This window comes from Paractinoplanes globisporus DSM 43857 (assembly GCF_000379645.1).
GTDB lineage: Bacteria > Actinomycetota > Actinomycetes > Mycobacteriales > Micromonosporaceae > Actinoplanes > Actinoplanes globisporus.
In genome coordinates this window covers 153,552-167,343 of record NZ_KB903310.1, presented here as the reverse complement: position 1 = coordinate 167,343, position 13,792 = coordinate 153,552, and the positions used below count along the sequence as shown (strand labels likewise).

The following is a 13,792-nucleotide window of genomic DNA, read 5'->3' as shown; positions in this document are numbered from 1 at the left end:
GGGGCCGCTGGGCGTGCGTTGCCCCCACCGGCCGGCCACGCGCTGGGCCCACCGGGCAGCCGCGCGCTGGGGCCGCTGGGCGTGCGTTGCGCCCGCTGGCCGGCCGTGCGTTGCGCCCGCTGGCCGGCCACGCGTTGCGCCCACTGGCCGCCATGCGTTGCCCCCACCGGCCGGCCACGCGTTGCGCCCACTGGCCGGCCATGCGTTGCGCCCACTGGCCGGCCATGCGTTGCGCCCACTGGCCGGCCGTGCGTTGCGCCCGCTGGCCAGCCACGCGTTGCCCCCACTGGCCGGCCACGCGTTGCGCCCGCTGGGCGGCCCCGCGCTGGGCGCGCTCGGCGGCCGTTTGCCGCGGGCGTCAGGACACGTTGATCGGGCGGAACTGGACGCTGATGCGGGGGCCGACCGGTTTCGCGGTCTTGAGGATGGCGTGCTCCCAGGTGCGCTGGCAGGAGCCGCCCATCACGATCAGGTCGCCGTGGCCGAGGGGGAACCGCAGCGTGTCGTGGCCGCCGGCACGCGGGCGCAGCGACAGGAAGCGCGGGGAGCCCAGCGACAGGATGGCGACCATGGTGTCGTGGCGGGCCGAGCGGCCGATCGTATCGCCGTGCCAGGCGACGCTGTCGCGGCCGTCGCGGTAGAGGCACATGCCCGCGGACACGAACTCTTCGCCGAGCTCGTCGGCGTAGTGCGCGCTCAGCGCCGAGCGGGCCTCGGTCAGCACGGGATGGGGGAGCGGCTCGTCGCCGCCGAACCATCGCAGCAGCCGCGGGACGTCGACGACGTTGTCATACATCTGGCGGCGGTCGGCCCGCCAGTCGATGCCGAGCAGCGTCTCGAAGACCTCGTCGGAGCCGTGCAGCCAGCCGGGCAGCACGTCGACCCAGGCGCCGGCGGTCAACCGGTGGCGGATCACGCGGTCGGTGAGTGGCTCGAGCTCGGGAGCGGCGGGGCCGCCGGCGCCCATGAGATCGAGCATCGACGGCTGGTAGGTGCTGGTCACCCGCCCATGTTAGTACATCTGTGCTATCGGCCGCAGGGCTCCTACTCGTTCACATTCGCCGGGCCAGGCTATCTGACCATCTAGCTGCGGAAACACCATGCATCGAAGCATGCGTACTCATCGGTCGAGTGAGTTTTGTGCTAACGCCGGTGCACTTCGGACTAGGTTCGAGGCTTTTCGCGGACGCATGATCAGGCGAGTTCACCGGTGTGAAACAAGCTGGTGACAAGCCGTTTCTGGACCATCTCCCTCTCGCTGCACACCTCCCTGTCCACCGACGGGGAGGTCCGATCAGGAGGCCGGAAAGTGAAACGTTCCAACACCTCGACCCGACGCAGAATAGGCGCCGCCCTGAGCGTCTCCGTGACCCTCGGCACGCTGCTCGCCACCGGTGCGGGCGCCCCCGCCGCCGGTCTCGGCCATGCGGCGAGCTACCCCGCCGCCTGCCCGTGGATGGACACCCGCAAGAGCGCCGACCAGCGCGCCAAGCTGCTGCTCGAGCACAGCACCCTCGGCCAGAAACTGCGCTGGCTCGACGAGCAGGCCGCGAACTCGCCGGCCCAGACCACGTTCAGCGGCGTGACCTACCCGGTCCAAGTCGCCTGCACCCCCACCGTGGTCTACGCGGACGGTCCCGACTACGTACGCGGACCGGCGGGAGTGACCGTCTTCCCGGCGCAACTCGCGCTGGCCGGCACGTGGAACGACGAGCTCGCGTACACGAAGGGAAAGACGCAGGCCGACGAGGCCTTCCGGGCCGGCAAGAACGTGCTGCTCGCCCCCGGCATCTCCAGCTCGCGTGAGCCGCTGGCCGGCCGTACGCCCGAGTACCTCGGCGAGGACTCGCTGCTCAGCGGCAACCTGGCCGCCGAGCTGATCGACGGCATGCAGCGCGGCAACCGGGACCAGCCGGTAATGGCCGTGGTCAAGCACTACGTCGCGAACGAGCAGGAGCTCGACCGGCAGACCAGCTCGTCCAACATCGACGGTCGGACCCTGCGCGAGGTGTACGACCTGCCGTTCGCGATCGCCGTGGACAAGAGCCGGCCGGGCGGCATCATGTGCTCCTACAACCAGATCAATGGCGCGTACGCCTGCGAGAACCCGATCCTGAACAATCTGCTCAAGGGCGACGCGGGTTTCGACGGGTACGTGGTCTCCGATTTCGGCGCGGTGCACTCGACCGCGCCGTCGCTCAACAACGGGCTGGACCAGGAGCTGAACCGGCCGCGCTTCTACACGCCGGCGAACATCGAGGCGGCGCTCGACGCCGGGCAGGTCTCGATGGCCCAGATCGACGCGGCCGCGTTCCGGGTGGTGCGCGCGTACCTCCAGGCCGGACTGTTCGATCACCCGCTGCCGGCGACGCCGTCCACAAGCACCTCGACCGCAGCGAACAAGGCGGTGGCGCAGGCGGTCGCCGAGCAGGGTTCGGTGCTGCTGAAGAACGAGGGCTCGGTCCTCCCGCTTACCACCGGCTCGAAGACGATCGCGGTGATTGGCCAGACCGCCTCGAACACGCCGACCGACGGGGTCAGCGCCGGCACCATCTGCGCCGAGGGCCGAAACAACTCGGCCGCCTGCCCGAACCCGGTCGCGCCGCTCGACGCGATCACCGCCCGGGCCGCACAGTCCGGCCAAACCGTCACCTACAGCAACGGCGCCGACCCGGCCGCCGCGGCGGCGGTTGCCCAGAGTGCCGACGTCGCGGTGGTCTTCGGCTACGCGAAGCAGGGCGAGTTCGCCGACCGTACGACCCTGGCCCTGGACGGCAACGGCGACGCCCTGATCTCGGCGGTCGCCGCCGCGAACCCGAACACGATCGTGGTCCTGGAGACCGGCACGGCCACCACGATGCCCTGGCTGGCGAACGTGAAGGGCGTCGTCGAGGCGTGGTACCCCGGTGACCAGCAGGGCAACGCCATCGCCCGCCTGCTTTACGGCGACGTCGACTTCACCGGCCGTCTCCCGATGACCTTCCCGAAGTCGCTGGCCGACACCCCGGCCAACACCCCCGCCCAGTACCCCGGCACCTTCGCCGACGGCTCGACCACCCGCCCGGCCGGCAGCACCGCGATCCGCCAGGTCAGCTACAACGAGGGCCTCAAGGTCGGCTACAAGTGGTACGACGCGCAGGGCATCGAGCCACTCTTCCCGTTCGGCTACGGCCTGTCCTACACGAGCTTCGCCTACCAGAACCTGAAGGTCACCCCGCACCTGCACGGCACCACCGGCAAGGTGACGGTGACCTTCGACGTCCGCAACACCGGCACCCGCAGCGGCACGGCCACCCCGCAGCTCTACCTGACGCTGCCCTCGACCACCGGTGAGCCCGGCAAGCGCCTGGTCGGCTACGACAAGGTCACCCTGAAACCCGGCAAGACCACCAAGGTGCAGATCACGATCGACGCCGCCTCACCCGACCACCCCCTGAGCTTCTGGAACACCACCGCTCACGCCTGGGACACGGCACCCGGCACCTACCAGCTCCAGGCCGGCGCAAGCTCCCGCGACCTGCCCCTGACCACCTCCTTCACCATCTCCTGAACAGTTCCACCACGCTGTCCGGCCGGTCTCACCCGGCCGGACAGCCGATTCCGTTCCACGGCCCGCTCAACCGCCGATCACCCGTGACGACGCCGTCGCCGGCCCGGCGTGCTGGGCGCAGGCCTGGCCGTCGGTGCTGCGCACGGGGCCGTCCGCCGTGCTGGGGCGTGACGGCTGGTCGTGCCTGGCATTGGCCGGCCGTCACCAGCGCACTTCGATGTCGGTGGGCTATCAGTGCTGGTGCTCGGGGACCGGGACGGGCTCGTCGGCGGGCGTTGCGGGCGTCGGCTCGGCGGGCGGCTTCGGCTTCGGACGCAGGACCGAGACCGCGACCACCGCGGCCGCGATGCCGCCGAACACCCCGATCAGCGAGGTGGTCGCGACCGCCTGAACGAACGAGTCCTTCGCGACCTGGGCCAGGGCCGCGTCGCCGGTCTGGGCCGCGATCCGGAGCGCGTCGCCGATCGAGTCGCGGGCCTGGGCGACCACGTCGGTCGGCATCGCCGACCGATAGGCCGCGGTCAGCACGCTGCCCAGCACCGCGATGCTCAGCGCCGTGCCGACCTGCTGCACGGTGTCGTTGACCGCGGAGCCGACACCCACCCGATCGGGCGGCAGCGCGCCGAGCAGGGTGCCGTAGGCCGCAGGACCGGCCGTGCCGCTGCCCATGCCGATCACGACCAGCGCGGCGGCGAGCTTCAGGTAACCATCTCCCGGGTTGAGCGAGGCGAGCACGCCGAACCCGCCGGCCATCAGCAGCATGCCGATCGCCAGCGTCGCGCGGGTACCGAGCCGCTTGTCGACGACCACGCCGATGCCGTTGAAGATCATCACCGTCACGATCATCGGGATGAACGCGAGACCCGCCCTGATCGGCGAATAGCCCAGCACGAACTGAATGTGCTGCGTCAGCGCGAGCACCACGCCACCGGCGGAGAACGACAGCAGGACGATCGAGAAGCTCGCGCCCGCGAAGTTGCGGTCGCGGAACAGCGCGAGCGGCAGCATCGGCTCGGCGACCCGCCGCTCCCACAGGACGAACGCAATGATCCCGACCGCCGCGACGACGAACCCACCGATGGTCTGCGGCGAACCCCACCCGTCGCGGGACGTCGAGATGACGGCCCAGACCAGGGCGGTCATGCCGATGAAGGAGAGCAGCGCGCCGAGCAGGTCGGGCCGGCTGGCCGCGCCGCGCGACTCCGGGATGATCAGCAGCGCCGCGACGATCGCAAGCGCCGCGACCGGCACGTTGATGAGGAAGACCGAGCCCCACCAGAAGTGCTGCAGGAGCAGGCCGCCGATGACCGGGCTGCCGAGCGCGCCGAGCGCGAGCACCGAGCTCCAGATGGCGATCGCCTTTTTGCGCTCCTGCTCGTCGAAGACCGTCGTGATGATCGACAGCGTGCCCGGCATCAGGAACGCCCCGCCGACACCCATCAGGCCGCGCGCGGCGATCAGCTGCTCGGGCGTCTGGCAGAGGGTGGCGAGCGCCGACCCGGTCCCGAAGACGATGAGGCCGATGATCAGGCCCCGCCGGCGACCGTGCCGGTCGGAGAGACTGCCCGCGGTGAGCAACAGGCCGGCGAAGACCAGGATGTAGGAGTCGACGATCCACTGGATCTCCGACGTGCTCGCGCCGAGGTCGCGGATCAGCGACGGGATCGCGATGTTGAGCACCATGTTGTCGATGACGACCACGAGCAGGCTCAGGCAGAGCACGCCGAGGATCAACCAGCGGCGGGGATTGCGGTCGGGCATGGCGAGCCTCCCTCGTACGGTGTGCGATTGACTCGTACACCGTACCATCGAAGTCGCACGCTGTTCGACCCCGGCTAGGATGGGGCATGCCTTCGAAGCCGGATTTCGTCCACTCGGTGTGGACGCGTCCGCCCCGCGCCCGCAGCGGCCAGCCCACACTCAGCCGCGAGCAGATCGTCCGCGCCGCCATCGAGCTGCTCGACGCCGAGGGCACGACCGGCCTGAGCATGCGTCGCCTCGGCACCCGCCTCGACGCCGGCGCCACCTCGCTGTACTGGCACGTCGCGAACAAGGACGAGCTGCTCGAGCTGGCGGTCGACGAGGTGATGGGCGAGGTCTACGTCCCCGAGCCCGGCGACGCGCCCTGGCGGGTCGGCGTCTCGGTGGTGGCGACCGGCATGCGCGCCACCATGCTGCGCCACCCCTGGATGATCGCCCAGCTCGGCACGAAACCCACGCTGGGGCCGAATGCGATGCGTCTCGGTGACCGGCTGATCGGGCTGCTCACCCACGCCGGGTTCAGCGGCATGCCGCTGGCCTTCGTCAGCAGCCTGGTCAACGCCCACGCCATCGGCTCGGCCACCACCGAGGCGGCGGCACTCGCCTCCATCGCGCGGGCCGGTCTCCCGGTGACGGAGATGTACCAGCACCTGGAGCCCTATCTCGAGCAGATGGCCCCCGACCATCCGCATTTCGACCAGTGGCGCCGGGAAAACCCGTATTCGGACCTCGATCCGCGCAAACAGTGGGACGAGGGCTTCGCCTTCGGGCTCGACCGCATCCTCGACGGCCTCGAGCATTGGCTGGCCGCCGACAAACCCGCGACGCCGGCGCCCGAATCGGCTTGACTCGTCCCCTGGGGTAGAGGTTTAGCTTCCAGGCATGACGCAAACGCTCGCCGGAGACTTCGACTACGACACCCACGGCCAGGGCTATGCCCGGCGCCGTCGCCCCGACCCACGGATCGCCGCGATGATCCGTACGGCGCTCGGCGACGCCCGGACTGTGCTGAATGTCGGCGCCGGCGCGGGCTCCTACGAGCCTGACGACCGATATGTGCTGGCGGTCGAGCCCTCGGCGGCGATGCGTGCCCAGCGACCACCGGGTGCGGCGCCGGCGCTGGCGGCGACCGCCGAGTCGCTGCCCTTCGACGACGACGCCTTCGACGCGGTGATGGCGACCGTGACCGTGCATCAGTGGCGCGACGCGGCGCGGGGTCTCGCCGAGATGCGCCGGGTCGCCCGCGGCCCCGTGGTCGTGCTGACCTTCGACGGTGACGAGTTGGAAAGGCTGTGGCTGGCGGCCTACGTCCCCGAGCTGGTCACCGCCGAGCGCCGCCGCTACCCACCCGTGGCGACCGTCGCGGCCGCGATCGGCCGCAGCACCGAGATCATCGAGGTGCCGATCCCCATCGACTGCGTGGACGGCTTCACCGAGGCGTTTTACGCCCGTCCCGAGGCCTTCCTCGATCCGCAGGTGCGCGCGGCCCAGTCGGCCTGGGGCTTCGTCACGCCGGCGGCGACCCAGCGCGCCGTCGATCGCTTGCGCGCCGATCTGGCTTCCGGTGCGTGGCAGCAGCGGTACGGGCACCTGCGCACCCAACCGCAGTTCCTCGGCTCCCTGCGCCTCCTGGTCGGCCACCCGTGAGCGCGGGTTTGACCCGGACCTTGAGGTTCGGGTTTAGGGTCCCGGCATGCGGGTCGGAGAGTTGGCACGTCGGACCGGGACCACCGTGCGGGCGCTGCGGTACTACGAGGCCGCCGGCCTGGTTGTGCCCCGGCGGCTGGGCAACGGCTACCGGGAGTACGAGCCGATCGCCGTGCGCTTGGTCCAGCAGATCCGGGAGCTGACCGCGCTCGGGCTGAGCGTCGACGAGACTCGGCCGTTCGTGGAGAGCCTCGCCGAGGGGCGGGACGCCGACGTGTGCGCGGCCGCGGTCGCCACCTACCGCAGCGCGATCGACGGCCTGCAGGAGCGGATCGGCCGGCTCACCGCTCAGCGGGACGGGTTGCACGACCGGCTCGACGCGGCCGCCGGGCGGGTCCGGCCACCGGCGCCCGGCCGGGCCAGCGCCGACCCGGCCGACCTGGTCGGGGCGAGATTGCCGAGCCTCCGCTTCTACGCCACCGACGGGCGCCCGGTCGACCTGGCCGCGCTCGGGCCCGGTCGCAGCGTCGTCTTCGTCTACCCGCTGACCGGCCGCCCCGGCGTCGACCTGCCCGACAGCCTCCTGGAGATTCCCGGCGCCCGCGGCTCGACCGAGCAGGCGTCGTGGTTCCGCGACCACCACGCCGAGTTGCTCGCGGCCGGCGCGGCGCGCGTGTTCGGGCTGTCCGCGCAGTCGACGGGCTACCAGCGCGAGCTGGTGCACCGGCTGCGCCTGCCCTACCCCCTGCTGCCCGACCCGCGCATGACGCTGGCGACCACGCTCGGCCTGCCCACCTTCGGCGCGGGTGACATGGTTCTCTATCGCCGCCTCACGCTGGTCATCCGCGACGACGTGATCGAGCATGTCTTCCATCCGATCGCCGCCCCCGCGATGCACGCGCTGGAGGTTCTCCAATGGCTGAGCAAACGTCGCCAGAGCTGACGATTCGCGACGCGGCGGAGGTCCTGCGTGGCTGAGCAGACATCGCCGGAGCTGACGATTCGCGACGCGGGGGAGGGCGACGCGGCGGCGTGCGTCGCCATCTATCGGCCGTTCGTGCTCGACACGGCGGTGAGCTTCGAGATCACCCCGCCGACGGAGGCGGAGATGGCTGCCCGCATCCGGGAGGCGTCCGGCACGCACGCCTGGCTGGTGGCCGAGGCCGGCGGCGAGGTGGCCGGCTACGCCTACGCCCGCCCGTTCGCGGCCCGCGAGGCCTACCGCTGGTCCTGCGAGACGAGCATCTACCTGTCCTCGCGGCATCGCGGCGCGGGCGTCGGCCGCTCGCTCTACCAGGCACTTCTGGATCGGCTGACCGAGCGCGGCTTCCGCGTGGCGGTAGGGAAGATGACGCTGCCCAACCCCGCGAGCGAGGGCCTGCACGCCGCCCTCGGATTCCGCCCGGTCGGCGTCCATCGGCGCATCGGCTTCAAGAACGGCGCCTGGTACGACGTGGCCATCACCCAGCGCGAGCTGACCACCGACGAAGACCCGCCGACCGAACCACGCTGAGCAAACCACCGCCGGCCCGCGCCAGGTCGCAGGCCCGCCCGAACCGGGCACCGGATCGTCGGGCTAAGGCCGGCGGTCAGCCCCGCCTGGAGCGGGCGCGCGGAGCGCAACGGATCGCCGGGCCGGGCTGGCACGTGGGCCCGCCCGGAGCGGGCGCGCGGAGCGTGACCAATCACCCAGCCGGGCGCGGCACGGTGGGACGGACTGGCTGCGGTTGGGGACTGGGATCACGCGTACGGGGAAAGAAGGAGGCCGCCGCTTGTGAAGCGACGGCCTCCCACCTGCATGGAGTTGCAGCAGGCTTAGTGGTCTTCCTTGGAATCCGGGTCTTCCTTGGACGGCGGGTTGTAGGTGAGGTCCTCGACGGGGAGCGGGAACTCCTGGTCGTCGCCGAAGGGGGACGGGCCGCCCTGGTGGGGCAGCGCGAGCTCGGCGACGTCCATCTTGCCGTCGTCGCGGACGGGTGGGGCCTCGCCCTGGCGGGCGCTGGTGAACGGGGTGCCCGAAGTGTGGACCTCGGGAGTGCTGTCGGCCGAGCCCCCGCCCGAGGCTGAGGCGGAGACCGTGGCGGGGACGCGGGCCGGCTCGTCGAGCTGGTCGCGGCGGAAGATTTTGCGGCCGAGCCAGACCAGCGGGTCGTAGCGGCGGTCGACGACGCGTTCCTTCATCGGGATGATCGCGTTGTCGGTGATCTTGATGTGCTCGGGGCAGACCTCGGTGCAGCACTTGGTGATGTTGCAGTAGCCGAGGCCCTGGTGTGCCTGCGCGTATTCCTTACGATCCTCGCGGGCGTCGAGCGGGTGCATGTCGAGCTCGGCCGCGCGGATGAAGAAACGCGGCCCGGAGAAGGCCGTCTTGTTCTCCTCGTGGTCGCGCACGACGTGACATGTGTTCTGGCAGAGGTAGCACTCGATGCACTTGCGGAACTCCTGCGAGCGCTCGACGTCGACCTGCTGCATGCGGTACTGGCCGGGGGCGACCCCCTCGGGCGGCGCGAACGCGGGGGTCTCGCGTGCCTTCTCGTAGTTGAACGAGACGTCGGTGACCAGGTCGCGGATGACCGGGAAGGTCCGCAGCGGCGTGATCGTGACGGTCTCGTCCTCCTCGAAGGTGGACATGCGGGTCATGCAGCCCAGCTTGGGCATGCCGTTGATCTCCATCGAGCAGGAGCCGCACTTGCCGGCCTTGCAGTTCCAGCGGCAGGCCAGGTCGGGCGTCTGGGTGGCCTGCAGCCGGTGGATGATGTCGAGCACGACCTCACCCTCGTTGACCTCGACGTCGAAGTCCTGGATCTCGCCGCCGGACGAGTCGCCGCGCCAGACGCGGAAGTGGCGCTTGGTGCCCATTACTTCGCCTCCGTCTTGCCCGCGCCGGGCAGTGCATCGAACTCGACCATCTCGCCGTCGGTCAGGTATTTCGACAGCTCGGTGCGGTCGAACAGGGTGATCAGCTCCTCGCGCATCTTCGGCAGCGGTTTGCGCTCCAGGTGCACGTCGCCGGACTTGTCGACCGAGCAGACCAGGTTGACCTTGCGCCAGTCGGGGCTCATCGCCGGGAAGTCCTCCCGGGTGTGGCCGCCGCGCGACTCCTCCCGCTCGAGTGCCGCTTTCGCCGTGCACTCCGAGACGACCAGCATGTTGCGCAGGTCGAGGGCGAGGTGCCAGCCCGGGTTGTACTTTCGGCCGCCGGTGGCGCCGACGTTGGCGACCCGCTGCTTGAGCTCCTGCAGGCGCTTGGCCGCGTCGGTCAGCTCGCCGGCCCGGCGGATGATGCCGACCAGGTCGCCCATCACAGCCTGCAGATCCTGCTGCAACGTGTACGGGTTTTCGCCGCTCTGTCGGTTGAGCGGGGCGAGCGCCACGTCGACGGCCGACTCGACGTCGGAGGTCGCGACCCGGGGGCGCTTGGCCAGGGCGTCGACGTACGCCGCGGCGTGCTCGCCGGCGCGCTTGCCGAAGACCAGCAGGTCGGAGAGCGAGTTGCCGCCGAGCCGGTTGGAGCCGTGCATGCCGCCGGACACCTCGCCGGCCGCGAACAGGCCGGTCACCTTGCCGAACGCGGCGGCCGAGTCGGGGTCGACCTCGACGCCGCCCATCACGTAGTGGCAGGTCGGACCGACCTCCATCGGCTCCTTCGTGATGTCGACGTCGGCCAGCTCCTTGAACTGGTGGTACATCGACGGGAGGCGCTTGGTGATGGTCTCGGCCGGCATGCGGGTGGAGACGTCGAGGTAGACGCCGCCGGCCTTGGTGCCCCGGCCTTCCTTGACCTCGCTGTTGATCGCCCGGGCCACCTCGTCACGGGGCAGCAGCTCCGGCGGGCGGCGGTTGTTGTCGGGGTCCGTGTACCAGCGGTCGGCCTCCTCCTCGGTGTCCGCGTACTGCTTGCGGAACACGTCGGGGACGTAGTTGAACATGAACCGCTTGCCCTCGGAGTTGCGCAGCACGCCGCCGTCGCCCCGGACCGACTCGGTGACCAGGATGCCCTTGACACTGGGCGGCCAGACCATGCCGGTCGGGTGGAACTGGAGGAACTCCATGTTGATCAGCGTCGCGCCGGCCCGCAGGGCCAGGGCGTGGCCGTCGCCCGTGTACTCCCAGGAGTTGGACGTGACCTTGTAGCTGCGGCCGACGCCACCGGTCGCGAGGACCACGGCCGGCGCCTCGAGCAGCAGGAACTCGCCGGTCTCGCGGTAGTAGCCGAAGGCGCCGGCGACGCGGTCGCCGTCGAGCATCAGCTCGGTGATCGTGGTCTCGGCGAAGACTCGGATCTTGGAGTCGTAGCTGCCGGTCTCGGCGAAGTCTTCCTGCTGCAGCGAGACGATCTTTTGCTGCAGGGTGCGGATCAGCTCGAGGCCGGTGCGGTCGCCGACGTGGGCGAGGCGCGGGTACTCGTGGCCGCCGAAGTTCCGCTGCGAGATCTTGCCGTCCTTGGTGCGGTCGAAGAGCGCGCCGTAGGTCTCCAGCTCCCAGATCCGCTCCGGCGCCTCCTTGGCGTGCAACTCGGCCATGCGGAAGTTGTTGAGGAACTTGCCGCCGCGCATCGTGTCGCGGAAGTGCACCATCCAGTTGTCGCGCGAGTTCACGTTGCCCATGGCGGCGGCCGCGCCGCCCTCGGCCATGACCGTGTGCGCCTTGCCGAACAGTGATTTCGAGATGATCGCGGTGCGTTTCCCGGCCAGCCGGGCCTCGATCGCCGCGCGCAGGCCGGCGCCGCCGGCCCCGATCACGACGACGTCGTAGTGGTGCCGTTCGATTCGGGTGGTCATCGTCGTCGCTCCTCTCAGCCGATGAAACGCAGGTCGTCGAACCAGTGCGCGGAAACGGCCATGACGTAGAAATCGGTGAGCGCGAGCGTGCCCAGCGTGATCCAGGCCAGCATCATGTGCCGCGTGTTCAGCTTCGACACGAAGGTCCAGAAGCGGTACCGCAGCGGGTGCTTGGAGAAGTGTTTGAGCCGGCCGCCGGCGATGTGGCGGCAGGAATGGCAGGACAACGTGTATGCCCAGAGCATCACCACGTTGCCGACCAGGATGATGTTGCCCAGGCCGAAGCCGAACCCGCTCGGGCTGTGGAACGCGCGGATGGCATCCCACGTGTTGATCAGCGAGATGATCCCGGCGGCGTAGAACGCGTACCGGTGGACGTTCTGGAAGATCAGCGGGAAGCGGGTCTCACCGGAGTATTTCTGGTGAGCGTCTGGTACCGCGCAGGCCGGCGGGGAAAACCAGAACGAGCGATAGTACGCCTTGCGGTAGTAGTAACACGTCAGCCGGAACAGCAGCAGGAACGGCAGCGTGAAGGCGGCCTCGGGGATGAACCAGGCGCTCGGCAACGGGGTGCCGAACTCGGCCGAGCCCTCGACGCACCGGTCGGTCAGACACGGTGAGTAGAACGGCGTGAGGTAGTGGTAGTCCTCGACGAAATACCACTTGTGCATGAAGACGCGGACGGTCGCGTAGAGGACCCATGCCGCGAGACCCACGAAGGTGACAAGTGGGGGAAACCACCATCTGTCGGTGCGCAACGTTTTCGCCGCGATCGCCGCGCGGTTACGCCCCGCCGCGCCCGGCCTCGTTGCCGTCGTCGTCATTCGATCTCCTGACGTGCCTGTCATGTGACCCGGCTGTTAACGGGCGGGGGAGCCCCACAGCCGCCGTGCGTCCGTGATGTGTGGCACACGTTACGCCGGGGGTCGGACAGTTTGCGGCGCAGGGATGATGTCTAGGTCACAAAATCGAGCCCCACTCGCATCCACCTGCGCAAACGCGGTAGTCGATCTTAGCTTTCGGCGCCGGTTTGCCGCCCTTTCGCCGCCCGGTTTCGGAGCCCGGTTTCAGAGTTCCGGCGCGGCCAGCCGTCGGATCGCTCCGGCACAGGACGCCGGAGACCATTGGGCGAGCTCGTCGGTCACGGCAAGGCCGTCGGTGGTCCGGGGGGCGACATAAAACGCGGGCGTACGGGATTTGGCCTGCCGGTCGAGTGCGTCGGCGTAAACGGTGCGCGCGTCCAGCAGCTGCCGCCACGCGTCCTCGTCCCGCTGGTTGTCCAGCTGATCGACGTAGATGCGGACGGCCGAGTTCTCGTCGCGGATCGCGGTGGCCCGCGCGGCCGGCCCGCTCGTCGAGCCCGGCGGGACCAGGCGGTTGAGCCGTCGCTCGAGGTCGAGGCAGTCGGTCTCGCGCTGTGCCCGCGCCTCGCGGGCGTCGGCCGCCCGGTCGCGAGCCCCGTCGATCGTCGAGACGATGGAGAGCCCACCCGCGCAGATCGCCACGACGATGACGGCGGCGGCCACCGCGATGCCGACGATGAACCAGCGCCGGCGACGCCGTTGGCGCTCGTCGCCGGGCGCCGCCGGCGGTGGCCCGAAGCCGAGCAAACGCCGGCCGGCGGCGGGTCCCTCCGCCGGCCGGGCGAACGCGGGACCGTTCCCGCCCGAGACCGGTGTCGCCCCGCCCGGATCGGCCTCGGCCGGCTGCTCCGGGCTTCCGGCCGAGGCCGGCGCGCCGCCAAAGGCGCCCGCGGACGAGCCACCCGAAGCCGGCGAGCCGCCGACGGTCCACGCCGCCGAGCCACTCGACGCCGGCGAGCCGCCACCCGTCCACGCGGACGAGTCACCCGAAACCTGCGCCCCGCCGCCGGCGGTCCAGGCGGACGAGCCGCCGAGGTCGGACGACGAGGCGCCGGCCGGGGCGCCCGTCACGGGCTCGTCGGCGCTGTCGCGCCAGCCCCGGCCGGCCGAGAAGCGGCTGGTCGGGGCCTCGTCATCGCCCGGGTCGCGGGGTGCGTCGCTCACCGGCCCAGTGAAGCACGCCGGTCAAT

11 protein-coding genes are annotated in these 13,792 nt (G+C 70.5%); 5 read left to right on the top strand and 6 right to left on the bottom strand.

The window, feature by feature from the left end:
- Positions 1-358: 358 nt before the first annotated feature.
- Positions 359-1,003 carry an alpha-ketoglutarate-dependent dioxygenase AlkB gene (locus A3CQ_RS0125825; protein WP_020513847.1) on the bottom strand — a complete coding sequence of 215 codons (645 nt, stop codon included), beginning with the start codon at positions 1,001-1,003 and terminating at the stop codon, positions 359-361.
- Positions 1,004-1,309: 306 nt separating this feature from the next.
- Between A3CQ_RS0125825 and A3CQ_RS0125820 the strand changes: the two genes are divergently transcribed.
- Positions 1,310-3,550 carry a beta-glucosidase family protein gene (locus tag A3CQ_RS0125820; RefSeq protein WP_245577327.1) on the top strand — a complete coding sequence of 747 codons (2,241 nt, stop codon included), beginning with the start codon at positions 1,310-1,312 and terminating at the stop codon, positions 3,548-3,550.
- 231 nt (positions 3,551-3,781) lie between these two features.
- Here the strand turns inward: A3CQ_RS0125820 and A3CQ_RS53990 are convergent, their stop codons facing one another.
- A complete protein-coding gene (locus A3CQ_RS53990; RefSeq protein ID WP_020513845.1) occupies positions 3,782-5,311 on the bottom strand; it encodes an MFS transporter in 1,530 nt (509 codons plus the stop codon).
- Positions 5,312-5,397: 86 nt separating this feature from the next.
- Here A3CQ_RS53990 and A3CQ_RS0125810 point away from each other — a divergent pair, with 86 nt between their 5' ends.
- From A3CQ_RS0125810 to A3CQ_RS0125795, 4 genes are read left to right on the top strand one after another with little or no spacing between them, the layout of a single operon-like run.
- A complete protein-coding gene (locus A3CQ_RS0125810; RefSeq protein ID WP_020513844.1) occupies positions 5,398-6,159 on the top strand; it encodes a TetR/AcrR family transcriptional regulator in 762 nt (253 codons plus the stop codon).
- 34 nt (positions 6,160-6,193) lie between these two features.
- Positions 6,194-6,958, top strand: a complete 765-nt coding sequence (locus A3CQ_RS0125805; protein ID WP_020513843.1) for a class I SAM-dependent methyltransferase — start codon at positions 6,194-6,196, stop codon at positions 6,956-6,958.
- Between the two features lie 46 nt (positions 6,959-7,004).
- Complete coding sequence (locus tag A3CQ_RS0125800) at positions 7,005-7,901, top strand: MerR family transcriptional regulator (protein ID WP_040432821.1); 897 nt, start codon at positions 7,005-7,007, stop codon at positions 7,899-7,901.
- A gap of 27 nt (positions 7,902-7,928) precedes the next feature.
- Positions 7,929-8,471, top strand: coding sequence for a GNAT family N-acetyltransferase (locus A3CQ_RS0125795; RefSeq protein ID WP_020513841.1), 543 nt, complete (start codon positions 7,929-7,931; stop codon positions 8,469-8,471).
- A gap of 302 nt (positions 8,472-8,773) precedes the next feature.
- Here A3CQ_RS0125795 and A3CQ_RS0125790 read toward each other — a convergent pair whose 3' ends face one another.
- The 4 genes from A3CQ_RS0125790 to A3CQ_RS60195 form a co-directional block, all read right to left on the bottom strand.
- Entirely contained in the window at positions 8,774-9,817 is a 1,044-nt protein-coding gene (locus A3CQ_RS0125790) for a succinate dehydrogenase/fumarate reductase iron-sulfur subunit (protein ID WP_020513840.1), read from the bottom strand.
- Positions 9,817-11,739: a fumarate reductase/succinate dehydrogenase flavoprotein subunit gene (locus A3CQ_RS0125785; RefSeq protein ID WP_020513839.1), complete on the bottom strand. Its 1,923-nt coding sequence runs from the start codon at positions 11,737-11,739 to the stop codon at positions 9,817-9,819. The genes A3CQ_RS0125790 and A3CQ_RS0125785 overlap by 1 nt, the downstream gene beginning before the upstream one ends.
- Positions 11,740-11,753: 14 nt before the next feature.
- Complete coding sequence (gene sdhC / locus A3CQ_RS0125780; protein WP_026206190.1) at positions 11,754-12,563, bottom strand: succinate dehydrogenase subunit SdhC; 810 nt, start codon at positions 12,561-12,563, stop codon at positions 11,754-11,756.
- 243 nt (positions 12,564-12,806) lie between these two features.
- A complete protein-coding gene (locus tag A3CQ_RS60195) occupies positions 12,807-13,766 on the bottom strand; it encodes a hypothetical protein (protein WP_026206189.1) in 960 nt (319 codons plus the stop codon).
- Positions 13,767-13,792: the final 26 nt, after the last annotated feature.

Excerpts from the sequence above, each read along its gene's own strand:
- sdhC (WP_026206190.1), bottom strand. The coding sequence starts at position 12,563 with ATGACGACGACGGCAACGAGGCCGGGCGCGGCGGGGCGTAACCGCGCG.
- A3CQ_RS53990 (WP_020513845.1), bottom strand. The coding sequence starts at position 5,311 with ATGCCCGACCGCAATCCCCGCCGCTGGTTGATCCTCGGCGTGCTCTGC.
- A3CQ_RS0125805 (WP_020513843.1), top strand. The coding sequence starts at position 6,194 with ATGACGCAAACGCTCGCCGGAGACTTCGACTACGACACCCACGGCCAG.
- A3CQ_RS0125810 (WP_020513844.1), top strand. The coding sequence starts at position 5,398 with ATGCCTTCGAAGCCGGATTTCGTCCACTCGGTGTGGACGCGTCCGCCC.
- A3CQ_RS0125800 (WP_040432821.1), top strand. The coding sequence starts at position 7,005 with ATGCGGGTCGGAGAGTTGGCACGTCGGACCGGGACCACCGTGCGGGCG.
- A3CQ_RS0125785 (WP_020513839.1), bottom strand. The coding sequence starts at position 11,739 with ATGACCACCCGAATCGAACGGCACCACTACGACGTCGTCGTGATCGGG.
- A3CQ_RS0125790 (WP_020513840.1), bottom strand. The coding sequence starts at position 9,817 with ATGGGCACCAAGCGCCACTTCCGCGTCTGGCGCGGCGACTCGTCCGGC.